18 protein-coding genes, 2 tRNA genes and 1 riboswitch are annotated in these 19385 nt (G+C 63.0%); of the genes, 18 read left to right on the top strand and 2 right to left on the bottom strand.

What is annotated here, in order from left to right:
• Positions 1-17: 17 nt before the first annotated feature.
• From cysD to JY96_RS20485, 8 genes are all read left to right on the top strand, one after another.
• Entirely contained in the window at positions 18-968 is a 951-nt protein-coding gene (gene cysD, locus JY96_RS20520) for a sulfate adenylyltransferase subunit CysD (protein WP_035040265.1), read from the top strand.
• Complete coding sequence (locus JY96_RS20515; protein WP_035040262.1) at positions 968-2293, top strand: sulfate adenylyltransferase subunit 1; 1326 nt, start codon at positions 968-970, stop codon at positions 2291-2293. The genes cysD and JY96_RS20515 overlap by 1 nt, the downstream gene beginning before the upstream one ends.
• 26 nt (positions 2294-2319) lie before the next feature.
• Complete coding sequence (gene cobA / locus JY96_RS20510) at positions 2320-3144, top strand: uroporphyrinogen-III C-methyltransferase (RefSeq protein ID WP_052162810.1); 825 nt, start codon at positions 2320-2322, stop codon at positions 3142-3144.
• A gap of 62 nt (positions 3145-3206) precedes the next feature.
• On the top strand, positions 3207-3530 hold the full coding sequence (gene fdxA, locus JY96_RS20505; protein WP_035040261.1) for a ferredoxin FdxA: 324 nt from the start codon (positions 3207-3209) through the stop codon (positions 3528-3530).
• 27 nt (positions 3531-3557) lie between these two features.
• Entirely contained in the window at positions 3558-4631 is a 1074-nt protein-coding gene (locus JY96_RS20500; RefSeq protein WP_035040259.1) for an NAD(P)/FAD-dependent oxidoreductase, read from the top strand.
• 17 nt (positions 4632-4648) lie between these two features.
• Positions 4649-4758: riboswitch (TPP riboswitch) on the top strand.
• Positions 4759-4774: 16 nt separating this feature from the next.
• Positions 4775-7015: a TonB-dependent siderophore receptor gene (locus JY96_RS20495; RefSeq protein WP_081961510.1), complete on the top strand. Its 2241-nt coding sequence runs from the start codon at positions 4775-4777 to the stop codon at positions 7013-7015.
• Between the two features lie 110 nt (positions 7016-7125).
• A tRNA-Asn gene (locus JY96_RS20490) sits at positions 7126-7201 on the top strand.
• A 51-nt stretch (positions 7202-7252) separates the two neighbouring features.
• Positions 7253-7328, top strand: a tRNA-Asn gene (locus JY96_RS20485).
• A 52-nt stretch (positions 7329-7380) separates the two neighbouring features.
• On the opposite strand, the gene JY96_RS20480 is transcribed toward JY96_RS20485, so the two are convergent.
• Positions 7381-8052: a TetR/AcrR family transcriptional regulator gene (locus JY96_RS20480; RefSeq protein WP_035040256.1), complete on the bottom strand. Its 672-nt coding sequence runs from the start codon at positions 8050-8052 to the stop codon at positions 7381-7383.
• Between the two features lie 76 nt (positions 8053-8128).
• Between JY96_RS20480 and JY96_RS20475 the strand changes: the two genes are divergently transcribed.
• The 3 genes from JY96_RS20475 to JY96_RS20470 all read left to right on the top strand — a co-directional run bounded on the left by JY96_RS20475 (position 8129) and on the right by JY96_RS20470 (position 10750).
• A complete protein-coding gene (locus JY96_RS20475) occupies positions 8129-9586 on the top strand; it encodes an NAD(P)/FAD-dependent oxidoreductase (protein ID WP_035040255.1) in 1458 nt (485 codons plus the stop codon).
• Positions 9587-9614: 28 nt separating this feature from the next.
• Entirely contained in the window at positions 9615-9737 is a 123-nt protein-coding gene (locus JY96_RS24175) for a hypothetical protein (RefSeq protein ID WP_255352708.1), read from the top strand.
• A 101-nt stretch (positions 9738-9838) separates the two neighbouring features.
• Positions 9839-10750, top strand: coding sequence for an alpha/beta fold hydrolase (locus JY96_RS20470; RefSeq protein ID WP_035040253.1), 912 nt, complete (start codon positions 9839-9841; stop codon positions 10748-10750).
• 9 nt (positions 10751-10759) lie between these two features.
• On the opposite strand, the gene ccoG is transcribed toward JY96_RS20470, so the two are convergent.
• Positions 10760-12208, bottom strand: a complete 1449-nt coding sequence (gene ccoG, locus JY96_RS20465) for a cytochrome c oxidase accessory protein CcoG (RefSeq protein ID WP_035043844.1) — start codon at positions 12206-12208, stop codon at positions 10760-10762.
• Between the two features lie 435 nt (positions 12209-12643).
• On the opposite strand from ccoG, the gene JY96_RS20460 reads away from it, so the two are divergent.
• The 7 genes from JY96_RS20460 to JY96_RS20430 all read left to right on the top strand — a co-directional run bounded on the left by JY96_RS20460 (position 12644) and on the right by JY96_RS20430 (position 19385).
• Positions 12644-13690, top strand: coding sequence for a 3-oxoacyl-ACP synthase III family protein (locus JY96_RS20460; RefSeq protein WP_035040251.1), 1047 nt, complete (start codon positions 12644-12646; stop codon positions 13688-13690).
• Between the two features lie 20 nt (positions 13691-13710).
• On the top strand, positions 13711-14745 hold the full coding sequence (locus JY96_RS20455) for a hypothetical protein (protein WP_152606597.1): 1035 nt from the start codon (positions 13711-13713) through the stop codon (positions 14743-14745).
• A 10-nt stretch (positions 14746-14755) separates the two neighbouring features.
• Positions 14756-15067 carry a hypothetical protein gene (locus tag JY96_RS23645; RefSeq protein ID WP_035040248.1) on the top strand — a complete coding sequence of 104 codons (312 nt, stop codon included), beginning with the start codon at positions 14756-14758 and terminating at the stop codon, positions 15065-15067.
• Positions 15064-16761, top strand: coding sequence for a fatty acid CoA ligase family protein (locus JY96_RS20445; RefSeq protein ID WP_161784374.1), 1698 nt, complete (start codon positions 15064-15066; stop codon positions 16759-16761). Before JY96_RS23645 ends, JY96_RS20445 begins: the two co-directional genes overlap by 4 nt.
• The gene (locus tag JY96_RS20440) at positions 16758-17789 is read left to right on the top strand and encodes an NAD-dependent epimerase/dehydratase family protein (protein WP_052162807.1); all 1032 of its coding nucleotides are present in this window, start codon (positions 16758-16760) and stop codon (positions 17787-17789) included. Before JY96_RS20445 ends, JY96_RS20440 begins: the two co-directional genes overlap by 4 nt.
• A complete protein-coding gene (locus JY96_RS20435) occupies positions 17765-18622 on the top strand; it encodes an SDR family oxidoreductase (protein ID WP_035040246.1) in 858 nt (285 codons plus the stop codon). The genes JY96_RS20440 and JY96_RS20435 overlap by 25 nt, the downstream gene beginning before the upstream one ends.
• 115 nt (positions 18623-18737) lie before the next feature.
• Entirely contained in the window at positions 18738-19385 is a 648-nt protein-coding gene (locus JY96_RS20430) for a DUF47 domain-containing protein (RefSeq protein ID WP_035040235.1), read from the top strand.

Here is a 19385-nt window from a genome sequence, read left to right as displayed (position 1 = left end):
AGACCCAAGTTGAAGCTATGACTGATGTGAACCAATTGCTGGCGGATGTAGACCACCGCCACCTGGACGCCCTGGAAGAAGAAGCCATCTTCATCCTGCGTGAAGTGGCCGCCAGTTTCGAGCGCCCGGGCCTGCTGTTCTCCAGCGGCAAGGACTCCTGCGTGGTGCTGCATCTGGCCGAGAAGGCCTTCAAGATGAAGAACGCCGAAGGCAAGCTGGAAGGCAAGCTGCCCTTCCCGCTCGTGCACGTGGACACCGGCCACAACTTCCCTGAAGTGATCGAGTTCCGCGAGCGCCGCGTCAAGGAAATCGGCGAGCGCCTGATCGTCGCGCACATGGAAGACTCCATCAAGCGCGGCACCGTGCGCCTGGCCCACCCGCTGGAATCGCGCAACGGCCACCAGACCGTGACCCTGCTCGAAGCCATCGAAGACAACCGCTTCGACTGTCTGATCGGTGGTGCCCGTCGTGACGAAGAGAAGGCCCGCGCCAAGGAGCGCATCTTCTCGCACCGCGACAGCTTCGGCCAATGGCAGCCCAAGGAACAGCGCCCCGAGTTGTGGAACCTGTTCAACACCCGCATCAAGCCGGGCGAGCACTTCCGCGCCTTCCCCATCAGCAACTGGACCGAGCTGGACGTGTGGCTCTACATCGCCCGCGAGAACATCCCGCTGCCCAACATCTACTTCAAGCACCCACGCCAGGTGATGCGCCGCAAGGGCCTGCTGGTGCCGCTGACCGACGTCACCCCCGCGCTCGAAGGCGAAACCATCGAGACCGTGGACGTGCGCTTCCGCACCGTGGGCGACATGACCTGCACCTGCCCGGTCGAATCCGATGCGGCCAACCCGGCTGACATCGTCGCTGAAACCCTGCACGTGACCGTGAGCGAACGTGGCGCCACCCGCATGGACGACCGCACGTCCGAGGCCTCGATGGAGCGCCGCAAGAAGGAAGGCTATTTCTGATGACTACCGTGACCCATAACGAAGCTCGCGAAGAGCTCGCCCACAAGGCCCTGCGCTTCCTGACTGCTGGCAGCGTTGACGACGGCAAGAGCACCCTGATCGGCCGCCTGCTGTTCGACAGCCGCGCCATCCTGGCCGACCAGCTGGATGCGCTGGAAAAGCGCGCCGCCGGTGCGCCAATCGACCTGTCGCTGCTGACCGACGGCCTGGAAGCCGAACGTGAGCAAGGCATCACCATCGATGTGGCCTACCGCTACTTCGCGACCAAGACGCGCAAGTTCATCATCGCCGACGCCCCAGGCCACGAGCAGTACACCCGCAACATGGTGACGGCTGCCGCTGGTTCTGACGCCGCCGTGGTGCTGGTCGACATCACCAAGATCGACTGGAAAGCGTCGCCTGTGCCCTTGTTGGCCCAGACCCGCCGTCACAGCCTGCTGGCCCACCTGCTGCGCGTGCCCAACATCGTGTTCGCCATCAACAAGCTGGACGCCATCGAGCAGGACACCGAAACCGCCTTCAACAACGTCAAGGCCTCGCTGGAAGCCTTCGCGGCACAGGCCGGCATCGACAGCAAGGGCGTGATCCCCGTGTCCGCCCTGCGTGGCGACAACGTGACCACGCCCAGCGCCAACTGGCCTTGGTACAAGGGCCCGACGCTGCTGCAAGTGCTGGAAGAACTGCCGCCGAGCGACGAGCGCCACGACGGCGCCCTGCTGCACCCCGTGCAGTACGTGACCCGCGACAGCGTGGGCGAAGGCGAAGCCTCTGCCTCCGGCACGGGCCACCAGTACCGCGCTTTCTGGGGCCGTATTGCCCACGGCGCCGTCAAGGCCGGCGACGAAGTGCAGATGTTCCCGAGCGGCCAGACGGCCATCGTGGCTGAAGTGCGTCACTCGGCCCTGGTGGTCGATTCGTGCGAAGCGGGCCAGTCCGCCGGCATCGTGCTGGACCGCCAGGTCGACGTCTCGCGCGGCGACTGGATCCACACGCCCGGCAGCATCAAGCCCACGGACAGCTTCACCGCCACCCTGGCCTGGCTGGATACCGAACCCGCCGTGGTCGGCCGCAAGTACTGGGTGCGCCATGGCAACCGCTGGGTGCAGGCGCGCATCACCTCGATCGACAACCGCCTGGACATCCACACGCTGGAAGACCGTGATGCTGGCGAGCTGGCCGTCAACGAAATCGGCCGCGTGCAGATCCAGACACAGCAGCCACTGCCGGTTGAGCCTTACCTGGACAACCGCGTTGGCGGCGCCCTGATCGTGGTCGACCCCACGACCAACCGCACCAGCGGCGCGTTGCTGGTCAAGGCGGCCTGATCGCCCTTCAGCACAAGGAAGCATCCGTGGACAAACCCTGCTCACTCGTTGCAGCCAAAGTCGTCTTCATCGGGGCCGGCCCCGGTGAGGCCGATCTGATCACGGTGCGTGGCAGCCGCCTGCTGGCGCAAGCGCAGGTGGTGCTGTTTGACGCGCTGGCTGATGCCACACTGCGTGATCTGGCGCCACAGGCGGACTGGATCGACGTGGGCAAGCGCGGCTTTTCCGGCAAGGAAGGCAGCGACTTCAACGGCCAGACGCGCATCAACCAGTTGCTGGTCGAGCAGGCGCTGGCCATGGGTGCCATTCATGGCGAGCGGGGCCTGGTTGCGCGGCTCAAGGGTGGTGACCCCAGCCTCTTCGGCCGGCTGGAGGAAGAGCTCCACGTGCTCCACGAAGCGGGCATCGACTGCGAAGTGGTGCCGGGCGTGACTTCGGCTTTGGCCGCCGCCGCCGCCACCAAGCGCCCCCTGACCCGTCGAGGCACGGGCCGCAGCGTGAGCTTCACCACCGCCATGACGCGCACTGGCGACCTGCAATGCGGCATGGGCCCGGGCCAGCGCGCAGACACGGAAGTGTTCTACATGGCCGGGCGTCAGTTGGCCCCGCTGTCCAAAGGCTTGCTGGATGCTGGCTGGCCTGCTGACACCGAGGTCAGCGTGGTTTCTCGCGCCGGTTGGCCCGACATGCGCCACACCCTGCACACGGTCGGCACGCTGGGCGACGCCAGCTCGGTTCACGCCGGGCGGCCCACGCTGGTCATCGTGGGCGCGGGCGCCACCGATCTTCCTGATCAACCTTTGACCCATATCGCCCTTTGTGGCGAAGCAAGAGACCCTGCGAAAGGCTAAAGCGCAAGCCCAGCCCGTAGAATCTCGCCCTATTCACCTTCAACTGATTCAAGAGACTAGACATGACCCACGTCGTCACCGAAGCCTGCATCCGCTGCAAATACACGGACTGTGTGGACGTGTGCCCGGTGGACTGCTTCCGCGAAGGCCCCAACTTCCTGGTCATCGACCCCGATGAGTGCATTGACTGCGCGGTCTGCATCCCCGAGTGCCCGGTCAACGCCATCGTCCCCGAAGAAGACGTGCCCGGCAACCAGCAGCAGTACATCCAGATCAACGCCGACCTGGCCAAGTCCTGGCCCAGCATCACCAAGCGCAAGGAAGCCTTGCCCGATGCCGAGGAGTGGAAGGACAAGACCGGCAAGCTGGATCAACTGATCCGCTGATCGCTGGCACTTCGTGCGGCACAGCCGATGATCCACACCGATGCCCTGGTCGTCGGCGCCGGCCCGGTTGGCCTGTTCCAGGTCTTCCAACTAGGCCTGCTGGGCCTCAAGGCCGAGATCATTGACGTGCTGCCGCACGCCGGGGGCCAGTGCACGGCGCTGTACCCCGACAAACCCATCTATGACATCCCCGGTGTGCCCGTGTGCACAGGGCGTGAACTGACCCAGCAACTGCTGATCCAGGCCGCGCCCTTCATGCCCACTGATGCACCCGGTGCGCCACCTCGCAACCTGCATCTGGGGCACATGGTGTCCGAGTTGCGTGCGCTGCCCGAGGGTAGCTTCGAGATCCAGACAGACAAAGGCCTGCAGGCGCGCGCGCGTTCCGTGTTCATCGCGGCGGGCGCGGGTGCGTTTGTGCCGCGCGGCTTGAACCTACCCGGGCTGGAAGCTGTCCACAACCTGCACTACTTCCTGCCAGAACAGGCTGAGGCGCCTATGCCTTGGGCTGGCCGGCACCTGCTCATCCATGGCGGTGGTGACGAGGCCTTGGCGGCCGCACTCGACATGGCGCAGCACCCTGACCCCGCACAGCGCCCCGCGCGCTTGAGCCTGCTGCATCGGCGCGATCAGTTCCAGGCAGACGACGAGCTGGACAAGCAGGTCCGCGCCTTGATGGCCGCGGGCCAGATCGAGCTGGTTGTGGGCATGCCTGTGGCCGCGCAGGTCGAAGGGGAGCACCTGACGGCCTTGCAGATACTGGGCGCCGACGGGCAGACCCGCACGCAAACCTTGGATCACCTGCTCGTTCGGCTCGGCATGAGCCCCAAGCTGGGGCCCTTGACGACCTGGGGCCTGACCCTGGAGCGCAAGCAGGTGGCCGTGTCCACCGCAAGTTTCGAGAGCAGCATCCCCGGCATCCACGCCGTGGGCGACATCAACACCTACCCGGGCAAGAAGCGCCTGCTGCTGTGTGGCTTTCACGAGGCCACGTTGGCGGCGCACCATGCGGCCGCCACCGTGCACCCGGACGCACCGCAGCACCTGCTCTACACCACCACCAGCCCGCTGCTGCACCAGCGCCTGGGTGTGGCCAGGTGAGCCAGCCGGTAGAATCCAGCCTTCGCTAGGGGTGCGAGGCCGTCCGACACCGGACGCGCTTCGCTGAGAAACACCCTTTGAACCTGACCGAGGTCGTTCTCGCGTAGGGAAGCAACGATGCGCACCGGACAAGCCGCCAGGCCATGTCCGCCAGCGTGCCTGCCGACCACGAGACGACACAACATCGTTTCGTGCCGGAGCAGTCAATGCACAAGCCCACCACCGCCTTTGTTCAACGCAAGGCCCGATACCGTCTGTCCCCGCTTGGCCTGGCCATCGTTGGCCTGATCAGCAGCGCCACCAGCCACGCGCAAAGCGAAGGCTCGGCAGACAGCCTGCCCAGCGTCAATGTCACGGCACAAGGCCCCAGGCAGCCTCGTGCCAGCATCGCCGGGCTGGGTGACGGCCCCGCGTGGCAGCAGCCCGTGCAGGCGCAGAGCTTTGGCGAGGCCACGCTGCGCAATGCCCAGGCCACGCGTCTGGCCGACCTGACCAAGCTCGACGCCAGCACCACAGACTCGTACAACACGGTGGGTTACTGGGACTACCTGACCATCCGCGGCTTCACGCTGGACAACGCCTACAACTACCGCCGAGAAGGCCTGCCCATCAACGCCGAGACGCGCCTGCCCTTGGACAACAAGGCGTCGGTGGAACTGCTCAAGGGGACCAGCGGCATGCAAGCGGGCGTGAGCGCGCCGGGTGGCCTGGTGAACCTGGTGGTCAAGCGGCCTGATGCGCGCGTTCGCACGGCGACGATGTCGGTTGACGATGCGGGTGACATGCTGGCCAGTGTGGACCTGAGCGAGCGCACCGGTGATCGCCAGGAGTGGGGTGTGCGGCTCAACGCCGCAACCGAACGCCTGGCCACGCATGTGGACAACACCAAGGGCCATCGCCAGTTGCTCGCCTTGGCCGTTGATCGCCGCATCAACACCGCCCACACGATCGAGGCCGAGTTCGAACACAGCTACATGAGCCAGCCCAGCGTCCCCGGCTTCAGCCTGTTGGGTGGCCAACTGCCTTCTGCGCACGATGTAGACCCCAACCTCAACCTGAACAACCAGCCATGGACCGAACCTGTTCAGTTCGAAGGCAACACGGGCACCGTCCGCCTGCGCAGCGACTGGGGTCAAGGCTGGAGGAGCACGGTGACTTTTGGCGAGCAGAGGCTCAAGTCCAATGACCGTGCGGCTTTCCCCTTGGGCGGCTGCACCTATGGCGTCAAAGGCTTGTATGTCTATTGCGCCAACGGCGATTTCGATCTGTACGACTACCGCTCGGACGACGAGTTGCGGCTGACACGTTCCCTGCTGGCGCAGCTCCAAGGCAATGTGCAGACGGGCTCCATCAAGCATGAACTCGGCATGAGCGTGCTGCGGTCCGTGCACCGCACGGCCATGTCGACCCAGGCCTACAACTACGTGGGCACGGGCAACCTGGCAGACCCCTATGCCCCACAGCCCTCAGACCCCACGCCAACTTACTTCGTGGCCAGCCGGCATGAACAAAGCACCGAATGGATGCTGCAGGACGCCATGGCGCTGTCGGCGCAATGGCAAGCCTGGCTGGGGGCGCGCTACACGCAACTGCATCGCGAGAGCGTGCCAACGGGCGGCATGGAGCCCAGCGTGGCAGACGATCGTACGCTCGCCACGCCCTGGCTTGCAGTGGCTTACACCTTTGCGCCGCAGACCCGTGCCTACGCGAGCTGGGGAGAAGGCGTCGAACTGAAGTCGGCCCCCTACGGTAGCTTCCTCAACAACCCAGGTCAGATCCTGGCCACGAAAAAGAGCCGGCAGCTTGAACTTGGCGTGAAGGGCCAGTACAGCATCGACAAGGCCTCACAGCAATGGGGCGTGAACTGGTTCCACATCAACCGCCCGGAAGCCGACAGCATCAACAGCAGCTATGTGTGGGACGGCGAGTCCACCCATCAGGGCCTGGAAGGCTACTGGCAAGGCCGCCTGGGCGCCTGGAGCCTGGCCGGCAGCGCCATGCTGCTGGACGCCGAACGCCACCAAAGTGCCCAGGACTTCATCAACGGCAAATCGCCCGTCAACGTGCCCAAGCACACGGCCAAGCTATCCGGCGCCTACACCTGGTCTGGCACCCTGCCCGTCACACTGCAGGCCGATCTGGTGCACGAAGGCAGCCGATGGGTTGACCCGGAAAACACCATCCGCCTGCACGACTGGACCCGGGTGGACCTGGCCCTGCGCGCCACGCAGGCGCTCAGCGGGCAATCGATCACCTGGCGGCTGGGTGTGATGAACTTGCTGGACAACCAGGCCTGGCGTGAATCGCCCAACCCGTTTGGCGCGATCTACCTGTTCCCGATGGCGCAGCGCACCGTGACCCTGTCCGCACAAATCGACTTCTGAAGGCCGCACACCGCTGACGAAAACACGCAACGCGGCCGGGCAACTTGTAAAAGCATGCTATAGTCGCGCTCTCAACTGATTACCGCGCCACGCGCAAGGTCTTCAGATGATCCCCGATAGCTCAGTCGGTAGAGCGCCGGACTGTTAATCCGTAGGTCCCTGGTTCGAGCCCAGGTCGGGGAGCCAAAAATTCAAGACGGCTTTGCTTGCCGATTTGCAAAGCCCGACACCGTTTGTTCCTCGATAGCTCAGTCGGTAGAGCGCCGGACTGTTAATCCGTAGGTCCCTGGTTCGAGCCCAGGTCGAGGAGCCAAATTTTAAAACGCCTCAAGCAGTGATGCTTGGGGCGTTTTGCTTTGCTCCCTTCACACGCTGCGCTGCGGCAAAGTCAGCAACAAGCCCCGGAACACCCGCGAGGTCGCAGACACCATCGTGGCCTTGCTCTCGCGGTAGCCACCCAGCATCCAGTGCAACACGCATTGGCTGACCGCACCAGCGATGGCCAGGCCCACCATGCGGATCTCATCCTGGTCGGTGGTCCCGAGGTCGGGGTAACGCTGCCGCGCCACCATCATGATCAGGTTGCCGAAACCGTCCATGGTGTCGTTGTACATCTTGTCGACGCGAGGGCTGATGCCCATCACCTCGATCCAGACGACACGCGCCATGCGCGCGTCCGACACTTGCGTGAACACCGCGTCCAGGCCCGCCTCTATGCCTTTCATGAAATCGTTGCCAGCCAGCCCAGCGGTCGCGGCCAGGGCCTGCATCACGGCACGCTCCAGGGCTTCGCACTGCTGGCGGTAGACGCCCATCAGCAAGTCTTCCGTGGTGTCGAATGACTCATAGAAGTAGCGGTCCGTCAGGCCAGCCTGCTTGCACAAGGTGCGCACCGTAGCGGCACGGTAGCCCAGGGTGCCAAACACCTCCAGACCCGCGTCCAGGAATTGCTGGCGACGCCGCGCGCGGCGCTCCTCCTGGTTCTCCCCCCCGTAAACGCGGCCCTTGTTGTCGTCACTGATTGCAGTTTTCGTCATGCCCGTATTTGACGACAATCGTCTTCACTTGTAAACTGACGACAAGCATCTTCACTTCACATTTGCGAGCAGGACCATGCAAACGTACACGGCGATCATCATCGGCACGGGTTTTGGCGGCCAGGCGGCGGCCATCAACCTCAAGAAAAATGGCATCAACGATTTCCTGATGCTGGAGCGCCGGGCCTGGATCGGAGGCACGTGGAGCCAGAACAGCTACCCCGGAGCCGCGGTGGACGTGCAATCCCCGCTGTACTCCCTGTCGTTCGAACCCTATAAGTGGACGCAGATGTTTGCCGAGCAAAACGAGCTGGTGGAGTACACCAAGCACGTGATCGCCAAACACAAGCTCGAAGAGAAAGTGCGGCTCAACGCCAATGTGAACAAGGTGCAGTGGGATGAGGCCCAGCAGGTCTGGCAGATCCACACCGATGGCGCTGGCAGCTTTCAAGCCAAGTTCCTGATCAACGCCTCCGGGCCCTTGAGCACCCCTGTGATCCCGAACTTCAAGGGCCGTGACAGCTTCAAGGGCCACAGCTTCCACACCAACTCGTGGGACCATGACTACAACTACAAGGGCAAGCGCGTGGCCATTATCGGCAGCGGTGCCTCGGCGGCGCAAGTGATCCCGGCGATCGCACCGGACGTGGGGCACCTGCACGTGTTCCAGCGCACGCCGCACTGGGTGCTGCCTCGCCCGGACCGCGTCTTCTCGGCGTTCGAGCGTTCGCTGCTGGGCTCCAGGCTGATCTACAAGGCGCTGCGCACCCTCATCTACTGGTCGCTGGAAAGCCGTGTGATCGGCTTCAAGTACTCCAAGACCATGCTCAATGTGGTGGCCCAGAAAGCCGCCCTGCGCAACATCCAGCGCCAGTTGAAGGACCCGAAGCTGCAAGCCGCCGTCACGCCGGACTACACCATCGGCTGCAAGCGCATCATCCTGTCCAGCACGCTCTACCCTGCCTTGGCCCGCCCCAATGTGACGCTGCACACCAAGGACGACGGCATCGCCGAGATCAACGAGCGCGGCATCATCACCAAGCAAGGCAAGCAGGTCGATCTGGACTTGATCGTTTACTCCACGGGCTATGACGCGACCGACGGCGTGATCTCGTACCCGGTGATCGGCAAGGGAGGCAAATCGGTGGGCGATGTGTGGAGCGCGTTCCCCCGCGCCTACCTGGGCACGACGCTGCCAGGCTTCCCCAACCTGTTCGTGGTGACCGGTCCGAACACCGGCATTGGCCACACCTCGGCCATCTTCGTGATCGAGGCGCAGATGGAGTACATCATGCGTGCGATCAAGGCGGTGCAGGCTCGCAAGGGCAAGGCCATCGAGGTCAAGCCCGATGCCGAGAACGACTACACCAGCATGATCCACCGCGAGATGAAGCAGACGGTGTGGCAATCGGGTGGTTGCCACAGTTGGTACCAGAGCAAGAGCGGCCATGTGATCGCCATGTTCCCGGGTTTCAGCTTCACCTTCCGCCGCATGTGCCAGGCCTTCAAGCCCGCGCACCATCTGTTCACTTGATCAAGGCATCACGAGGGTGACCGGCATCGTGAGGCACTTCAAGAACAAGGTGGCCGCCATCACGGGTGCCTCATCGGGCATGGACCGCGTGCTGGTCGGCCCCGACGCCAAGAGCCTGCACCTCATGGTCCGACTGGTCGAGTCCTGGTAGCAGCCCATTTCGGCCCTGCTCGCGCGCAAGCTGCTTGCCGGCTGAGAGCATTCTTTTTTCCGTTCTCATTTTTCATCATGGCTATCAATAAGAAAACAGCTTTGGCTGCTGCATTGCTTGCAGCGGCTGCGGGCTGGTCGTATGTGACCTACCCCGCCATCGGGCAATTGACGTATGACCTGGGCGCGGGCGTCGAGTCACGCCTGTACGGTCTGCACAAGGAAGTGGTGACGGTCGAGGGCATCCCCATCACCCTGTATCGCTCGGCAGGCAAAGGGCCTGCCATCGTGATGGTCCACGGCTTCAGCGCCGACAAGGACGTCTGGGCCCGCTTTGCGCGCCACTTCAGCGGGCAGTACCAGGTCATCATCCCCGACCTGCCAGGGCACGGTGAGACCGGCTTCAAACCCGAATGGGACTACAGCATCGCGGCCCAGACCCGGCGCATTGCAGCCTTGATGGACCAGTTGCACGTTCAACAGGCGCACATCATCGGCAACTCCATGGGCGGCTTCATCACGGCGCAGTTTGCGGTGAGCTACCCGCAGCGCACGCTGTCTGCGGGCCTAGTTGACCCGGCCGGCCTGCCCTCACCGCACCCCAGCGAGATGCGCGTCATGCTGAGCAAGGGGCAGAACCCGTTTGTGTTCGATACGAGGGCAGGCTTCTACCGCTTCTACCCGATGACCATGGCCTCGCCGCCCTTCATGCCCGGCTATGTGCTGGATGCGGTGGCGGACCGCTACATCGCGCGACGCGAGCAACTGACGCAGATCTTCAGCGAATCCCACAAGGAAACCGATCTGCCTGTGCGCCTGCGCGAGGTGAGGCTGCCCATCATGCTGATGTGGGGCAAGGAGGACAGGCTCATCGACGTCAGCAGCGTGCCGGTGTGGCAGGCGGCCCTGCCTCAGGCGAAGGTGCGCGTGCTGGATGGCATCGGCCACATGCCCATGGTGGAGACGCCCACACTGAGCGCCGAGCTCTACCAGCGCTTCCTCAACAACCTCTGAGGCTGGAGATCAGCGGGGCACAACGAAGGTGCTCTTTTCGATGACGCGCACGGCCTGCCCGTAAGCCCCGAGTTGCTCAATGCCCATGCTGATCGGCACGATCTGCCCCACCAGATTGGCCGCCACATTGGCATCGAGCCGGATGCGCACGCTCACGTCACGGTTCTCCGAAGGCGCCAGCAGGATGGTCTGCGCGTTGTCCACCTTCATGCCGTACACGCCGTGCTCGGCAGACACGTCCACGCGGTAGCGCTGCGGCAACTCGGTCGAGTTCATGATGTGCACGCGGTAAACGTTCTCGATCACACCGTCATCGACCATGCGGGCCATCACGCCGCGGTCGCGGATGATGTCCACGCGGAAAGGTGCGCGCGTCATCAGGTTGAAGGCAAACGCGCTGGCACCAATCAGCAAGGCCCCGCCATAGAGGGCGGTACGCCAGCGCATCACCCGCTTGATCAACATGGACTTGTCCCAGCCATGGTCCAGCCCGTTTTGCGTGGAGAAGCGGATGAGCCCTCGCGGGTATTTCATCTTGTCCATGACCGAGTCGCAGGCGTCGATGCAGGCACCGCAGCCAATGCACTCCATCTGGAAGCCGTTGCGGATGTCGATGCCAACGGGGCACACCTGCACGCACAAGGTGCAATCCACGCAGTCACCCAGGCCCAGCTTGGCCTTGTCGGCCGACTTGGAGCGCGAGCCGCGCGCTTCACCACGCGCCGTGTCGTAGCCCACGATGAGCGAGTCACCGTCCAGCATGACGCTCTGGAAGCGCGCATAAGGGCACATGTACTTGCAGACCTGCTCGCGCAGGAAGCCTGCATTGCCATAAGTGGCCATGCCGTAGAACACGCTCCAGAACAGCTCCCAGGGGCCCGCGCTCAGGCTGATCACGGATGCCAGCAGGGCACGGATCGGGGTGAAGTAGCCCACGAAGGTCAGGCCCGTCCAGAGGCTGAACACGCCCCAGGTCATGTGCTTGCTGCCACGCTTGAGCAACTTGTTGGCTGACCAGGGCGCCGCATCCAGGCGCATGCGCGCGAGCCGATCGCCTTCGATGCGCCGCTCGACCCACATGAAGATCTCGGTGTAGACCGTTTGCGGGCAGGCAAAGCCACACCACAGGCGCCCGGCAATCGCGGTGAAGAAAAACAGGGCCAGCGCACTCAGCACCAGCAAGGCGGCGAGGTAGATGAAGTCCTGCGGATACAGGACCAGATCGAAGATGTAGAAGCGCCGCTCGGTGAGGTCGAAGAGAACCGCCTGACGCCCGTTCCAGGGCAACCAGGGCAAGCCGTAGAACACGATCTGGGTGATCCACACCATGGCCCAGCGCCAGTTTGCGAACAGCCCCTCGACGGATCGAGCATGGACTTTCTTGTGCGCCTCGAACAACGAGCCATGCTGAGGCGGGATGCTGACGGGCTTGATGGGGATGATGCGAGGCTGGCTCATGGGAGGTTCCGTGCAGCCAGGCGGCTGCAGGTTCAAGACCATAACATTTATTTCATATGGATGTTTTCAGCCCCCTGATTCGGGTGGGGATATGCGGCGAGCCTCCATCGGCTGCATCTGATCACTTTGGCCCTCCGAGCCATGAGGGACCGGCGCGTAGCCTCGCGAAACAAGCATATTTTCGTGGCAACCGTCACAAATCACCGATTCTTTCGAGTCAAAAAAGAACAATTTTGATCATTGATACGAAGCATAACGAATCATCAATTATTCGAAAACGAACGAAAGTGACGCTCACTTAAGGGATTTCCCGAAAACAATCGAATCTGACAGACTTCATGCAATCGTTCTTCTCCAACGCTCTGGTGCTCTATCGCGGCCAGCTGAACTGTTCGAGAAGTCACTGCCAGAACCTCACTTGAACGGAAGTCCGCCATGCACATCTCGGGTGTCTCCTTTGCCTTTCCCCAACGAACCGTTTCGAACGAAGAAATGCTGCAGATCGTGGCCGATCAGAGTCGCGAGAGCTTTCAGGGCGACCTGAACGTGGCGCTGCAAACGATCGAGCATTACCTGAACTACATCGGCTCGAAGAACCGCCGCTGGTTGGCAGAAGGCGAACAGGCCTTCACCTACACGGAGCGCGCCATCAACGAGGCGCTGGATCAGGCGGGCCTGGAGAAGGACGACATCGACTTGCTGATCCATGCCAGCGTGGACAAGCGCGTGATCGAACCGGCCATGGCCTTTTTTGTGGCCAAGGCCATGGGCATGCACAAGACCCAGTGCTTCGACGTCACGGAAGCCTGTGGCAGCTGGACGCGCGCCACACAGATCGCCCAGGCCTTCCTGGCATCCGGCCAGTTCAAGAACGTGCTGATCGTGACGGCCGAATACGCCAGTCACGAAGGCCAGCCCCTAGCACAGAACCACAAGCTGACCAGCCTGGCGGATCTGGAATGGGCGTTTGCCAGCTACACCGTGGGCGAGGGCTCGACCGCGACGATCCTCACGGCCGACGACCAGAAGCCCTGGCAGTTCGACAACCGCACCTTCACCCAGTACGCCGACCTCTGCATGTCGCCCATCATCGACGACGATCTGGAGACCATGCGCTTGAAGGACCTCTCCATGGCAGGCAAAGGCCGTCTGCGCTTCATGTCGTATGGCAAGAAGATGCAGGACAACACCCTTCAGGATCTGGAAGAGATGATGCGCGAGAACCCCATCCCCGTTGATGAGGTCGATCTGTTCATCCCACACACCAACACGCTGACCGCCTGGCGTGATCTTGAAAAGCGTTTGGGCAAGAAGGTCCCCTATTTGTTCATGCTGCCCGAGTACGGCAACCTGGTGACCAACTCCGTGCCCGCAGCCCTGGCCACGGCCCAAAGGGAAGGCCGCCTGGAGAGAGGCCACAAGGTCACGGCGCTGATGACCGCGGCCGGCATGTCCTACACCCGCTACAACTTCGTTTACTGATCCGGAAAGGCCGCACAAAGATGGCAACGGATTGGTCCGGACGCAAGTACCGAGTGCTCAAGTCACTGGGCGAAAACATCGACATGATCTTCGGCGTCTTCCAGCCTTCCCAGGGCGAGATGCGCTGGTTCCTGCATTCACATGAGGTGGACGACGGCGGCGGTGCGATCGTGAAGATCCTGGCGTCCCTGGGCGTCAGGATGCCGCCCAAAACCCACAAAAGCGTGCCCTCCAAGCCGGGCTTGCCAGGTCGCCTGGCCGCTTTGAGGCTGCACATTCGCCATAGCCGCGGCCTGAACTATCCATGGCAAAAAACCGCCGCAGCCGATGGCCATGCCGAGCCATGTTTCGTGTACCACCTGATGCCCCTGGCTCAAGGCGAACAGGTTCGGCTGCGAGCCAAAGAGCTGGGCGTGGGTGAAACCTCGCTGTTTCTGGCCAGTCTGGATCGTGCCTGCAAGGCGCGCCACTTGAGCCGGGACAGCGAACGCGTCTGGATGATGCCGCACGACTTCCGCCGCTCATTGGGCATTCAGACGCAGTCCGGCAACTGGACGGCGCCCGTGTCACTTCGGCTGGATGGCAGCCCGTCTGCGCAGGACATCTACAACCAGCTCAAGGCACTGTATGGCCAAGGCATCCTCTGGGGTTCGTGGATTTACACCAACTTTGCCCGCTGGCTCAGCGAGGGCATGATCCGCCGCGCCTACAACCGACTCAAGGGCAAAGCATGGTTTGGCGTGTACGCCAACATGAGCGCCTGGACAGCCCCGCAAGCTGATGCGCACAAGCTCGCGGGCAGCTGGGTGATCAGCGCACCGCCGGTCAGCGCGGTGTGCCCGATTACGGCGGGCAGCTTCACCTGGGAGGGCCGCACCGGCTTCACCCTGCAATTGCACGCCTCGCTCGGGGCCGATCGCCAGGCAGCCATCGAGCTCATGCGCGACTGGATCACCGACTTGCATCGAGAAGCTGGCCTGCCCGATGCACCGGCCACACCCCATTGCATCGCCATGCAGGACCTGCAACGCCAGGCCTGTCGCGTCGACCGCTGAATCCACGCCCATGAAAAACCCCGCCTTGTTTGCGCCACGCAATGTGATCATCAGCAAGACCATCGTCGGCCTGTCCTGGGTGCTGGGGCTGGCCGAGCTGGCTCACCCCTACATGCACATGCCACCGTCATGGCTGTATGTGGTGATGGCCCTGTCTCTGTTGGCTCATGCGGCCCAATGCGCTTACTTCGTGCGCAAGTTCGGTGCGACAGCCACACCACTGTGGTCCCATCTGCTGCAGATCATGGTCTTTGGCATGCCCCACATCATCGGCTTTCAGCAAAGCCTGTCTCAGAGCCCACGGCAGGCGGTGTCCACGTGAACAGCCATGACGCGCCACATTGCGCCACTCACTTCAACCTGTATGAGTTGATGCAGATTCAGGCGACGAGCCAGCCCGGCAGAATCGCTTTTGCCCAGGCGCGTCGGCGCACACCATCGGGTCGCTATCTGTATGAAACGCGCAGCTACGCCCAGTTCCTGCAGGAGGTAGACCAGACTGCTGCGGGTTTTCAGGAGGCGGGGATTCAAAAAGGCAGCAAGGCCCTGCTGCTGGTTCGCCCGGACATGGCCTTGCCGGTCATCGTCTTTGCCCTGTTCAAGCTCGGTGCGGTGCCCGTCATCATCGACCCGGCCATGGGCATGAAGCGTTTGCTGTCCTGCATTCGCCAGGTCGCCCCTCAGGTCATGATCGCGCTGCCGATGGCCCACCTGCTGCGGCCATTTGCTGGCGACGCGTTCAGCAGCGTCAGGCTCTTCATCAGCACGGGCTCTTCACGCCTGCCCGGCACTCGGCGGCTCAAGGATCTGCTGGCACCGCAGCGGCCCGCCAACCCGATGGCAGCAACGGCAAGCAGCGATCTGGCTGCGATCTTCTTCACCAGTGGCAGCACGGGTACACCAAAGGGTGTCGAGGCCACGCACGCCACCTTGGGCGCACAGATCGCGCATTTCAGATCGATGAGCCAGAACGGCGCCAGCGATGTGGAGCTCGCGGCCTTCCCGGTCGCCACCTTGATCTCGCCCTGTCTTGGCCAGACCAGCGTCATCCCCGACATGGGCTCCCTGCATCCGGGGCGCTGCAACCCGCGCAACCTGGTTCAGACCATTGAAGACTTCGGTATCACGTCGGGCTTCGCGTCACCCATCGTCTGGGAACGGCTCAGTCGGCACTGCATCGCCACCGAGCGCCAGTTGCCAAGCCTCAGGCGCGCATTCAGCGGCGGGGCGCCCATCCCGTCCAAGATGGTGGAGAGGCTGGGAGCCGTGATGCCTCATGGCGTGATGCATACGCCTTACGGGGCCACTGAAGTCACCCCGATCAGCACCATCGATGCCAGAGAGATCGAGCGCGAGACAGCCCGGCTGTCCAGCGTGGGCTACGGTGTCTGCGTCGGGCGTGTGGTGTCGGGCCTGAGCGTGAAGATCATCCGCATCGAGGACAAGGCCCTACCCCGCTGGGCAGATGCCGTCGAACTGCCTACAGGCCAGGTGGGCGAAATCGTGGTGAGAGGCTCGCTCGTATCACCGCGTTATCACAATGACCCGGGCAACACCGCCTTGAGCAAGATCGAAGCCGATGATGGCGACATGCGGCACCGGACGTGGCACCGCACAGGCGACACAGGCTATTTCGACACGCAAGGCAGGCTGTGGTTCTGTGGCCGCATCAAGCACATCGTGCCGGCACAAGGCAAGCGCTATTTCTCCGTTCCGGTTGAAGAGGTGCTCAACGCCGAAGTCGAAGTGTGGCGCTCGGCGCTCGTGGGCGTCAGGGTCGAAAGCCGGCAAGAACTGGCGGTCGTGATCGAGTTCTATCCCGAATACAAGCGCCAGATCAGCCCCACCCGCCTCCATGCCTACAAGGCGCGCCTGGATGGTTTGGGCTTCCCGGTGCGACACCTGCTGCCCTACCCGCACGCCTTCCCCGTGGACAAACGACACAACTCGAAGATCGAGCGTTCGGTGCTTGCGCAGTGGGCTCAACAGCAAATCAACAAGGGTGTTCTATCGTGAAGACTTTGGTGACCGGCGGGGCCGGCTTCCTGGGCCGCTACATCGTGGAGGCCCTGCAGGCGCAAGGCCATGAAGTGGCCGTCTTGTGCCGGGGTGACTACCCCTTCCTGCGCCAGCAAGGCGTGTGCCTGATCCAGGCCGATCTCGCTGACCGCGAGGCGGTGCGCCAGGCTTGCCGAGGCATCGAGCGTGTATTTCATGTCGCCTCAAAGACAGGGCCCTGGGGGCGTTATGAAGAATTTCATCGCACCAACGTCATGGGCACACGCCACCTCATTGACGGTTGCCGCGCCCATGGCGTTCACAAGCTGATCTACACCAGCTCGCCCAGTGCAGTGATCGGTTTCGATGATCTGCGGGGCGTCAACGAGAGCCTGCCCTACCCGGCCAAACGCATCAGCGCCTACCAGCACACCAAGATGCTGGCCGAGCAAATGGTGCTGGCCGCCCATGGCCAGGATGGGCTGGTCACCACGGCCTTGCGCCCGCATGCCATCTGGGGCCCACGAGACACGCAATTGCTGCCCGCCCTGATTGAGCGACACAAGGCTGGCAAGCTGGTCAGGGTGGGCCCCGGCCGGAACCGCATCAGCGTGAGCTATGTGGAAAACGCCGCCTGGTGGCACCTGCAAGCAGCCGATGCCGACCCGGACCAGGCCGGCCGGCGCGTCTACTTTGTCAACGAGGCCGAGCCGGTGAACATGTGGGATTGGATCAACGGCTTGTTCCAGTCCATCAGCCTGCCACCTGTCGAACGTGCCCTGTCCTATGCTGGCGCCCACGCACTGGGCGCCGCATGCGAGGCCGTGTTCACGCTGCTGCCCTGGCTGGGTGAGCCAAGATTGACGAGAGCCGTGGCAGCCGTGTGCGCCAAGGACCATTACTTCGACATCTCCGCGGCACAACGTGATCTGCACTTGAGCTCGCCTATCAGCATGGACGAGGCACGTCGGCGCTTTTCGGCTTGCTTCGGGCAGGCACACAACGCAACGAAGGACGCTCCATGCGCGCTGGCTCGTCCGTATTGATCACCGGGGCATCCAGCGGCATCGGCCTCGCGCTGGCCTTGCACCTCGCGCGAAAGGGCTATCGCGTATTTGCCGGCGTGCGGCAGCATCGCGATGCTGAGGTGCTGCTCGCGCGCTCGAAAGGCCGCATCACCCCCGTGCAGATCGACGTCACGAGCCCTGGAAGCGTCGAACAGGCTGTGCAGCAGGTCGCGGCGCAAACGCAGGGATCCCTGGATGTGCTGGTCAACAACGCCGGCGTGGCGTTCAGCAGCCCGCTTGAAATGACCGCGCACGATGAGCTCACCAAGCTGATGAACGTCAACGTGCTGGGCACCTTTGCGGTCACACGCGCCTGCCTGCCCTTGCTTCGCCATGCGCAAGGCAGGATCGCCAACATCAGCTCCATATCCGGTGTCTTTGCCGCTCCCGGCTTGACCGCCTACGTGGCATCCAAGCACGCCGTGGAAGGCATGACGGCGGCCTTGCGGATGGAAATGGCCGCGCACGGCGTCAAGGTGTGCAGCATTGCACCGGGCAAGATCGACACGCCCATCTGGTCCAAGGGCATGGAAACCAGCGACACCCTCAGCAAGCAGCACGAAGGGGAACTGCAGTCCGTCTATCGCCCGCTGCTGGACTTCTACAAGCGCTACGCGTCCACCGAGGCCGGCATCCCCATGAAAACCTTGCTCGATACCGTGGATCGCGCCCTGGACGCCCGTCAACCCCAGGCTCGCTACATCGTTGGTCGCAACGCAAAGTGGCGCGCATGGCTGAACTGCTTGCCCACGCGCTGGCGGGAGGGGCTTGTTCTGCGGGCCGTTTTGAGCAATGTCACCAGACCGAGATGAAAAGTGCGAATCATTGACATATCGCGCCATGCGATACGCGGATATATGGGGGACGCCGGTTAAAATCTTTGGTTACACCAAGTGAATGTCATGCCTGTGACATGCGAGAAAGCCCATGATCTTTGGAAAGCTGCTGCCCCGTGAGGGCAATTTTTTTGAGCTGTTCAACCAGCACGCCAATCACATCGTCGTGGCCGCCCACGCCTTCGCGAACCTGGTCAAGCACTACAACGACGCCACCCTGCGCGACAAGTACAACCAGGAAGTGGACGCAGCCGAAAGCGCTGCCGACACCGTGACGCGTGAGGTCAACCGCCTGTTGCACAAGACTTTCATCACGCCCATCGACCGCGAACAGATCCACACGCTGATCAACACCATGGACGACGTGGCCGACCTCATGCAGGACGCTGCCGAAACCATGGCCCTGTACGACGTGCGCAGCATGACCGAGGAAATCGTTCGCCTGACCGATCTGTGCGTCAAGAGCTGCGAGCGCCTGAAATCCGCCGTGGCCCTGCTGGACGACATCGGCAGCGCCAAGACGGCCGAAGCCGCCCTCAAGACCTGCGATGAGATCGACCAGCTCGAAACCGATGCCGACCGCGTGATGCGCGCAGCCATGAGCAAGCTGTTCCGCGAAGAACCGGACGTGCGCGAAGTGATCAAGCTCAAGGCGATCTACGAACTGCTGGAAACCGTCACCGACAAGTGCGAAGACGTGGCCAAGCTGATCGAGGGCGTGATCCTCGAGAACTCCTGA

This window comes from Aquabacterium sp. NJ1 (genome assembly GCF_000768065.1).
Lineage (GTDB): Bacteria > Pseudomonadota > Gammaproteobacteria > Burkholderiales > Burkholderiaceae_C > Aquabacterium.
Note: the sequence above shows the minus strand (reverse complement) of the source record. Positions and strands in the feature narration are given on the sequence as shown.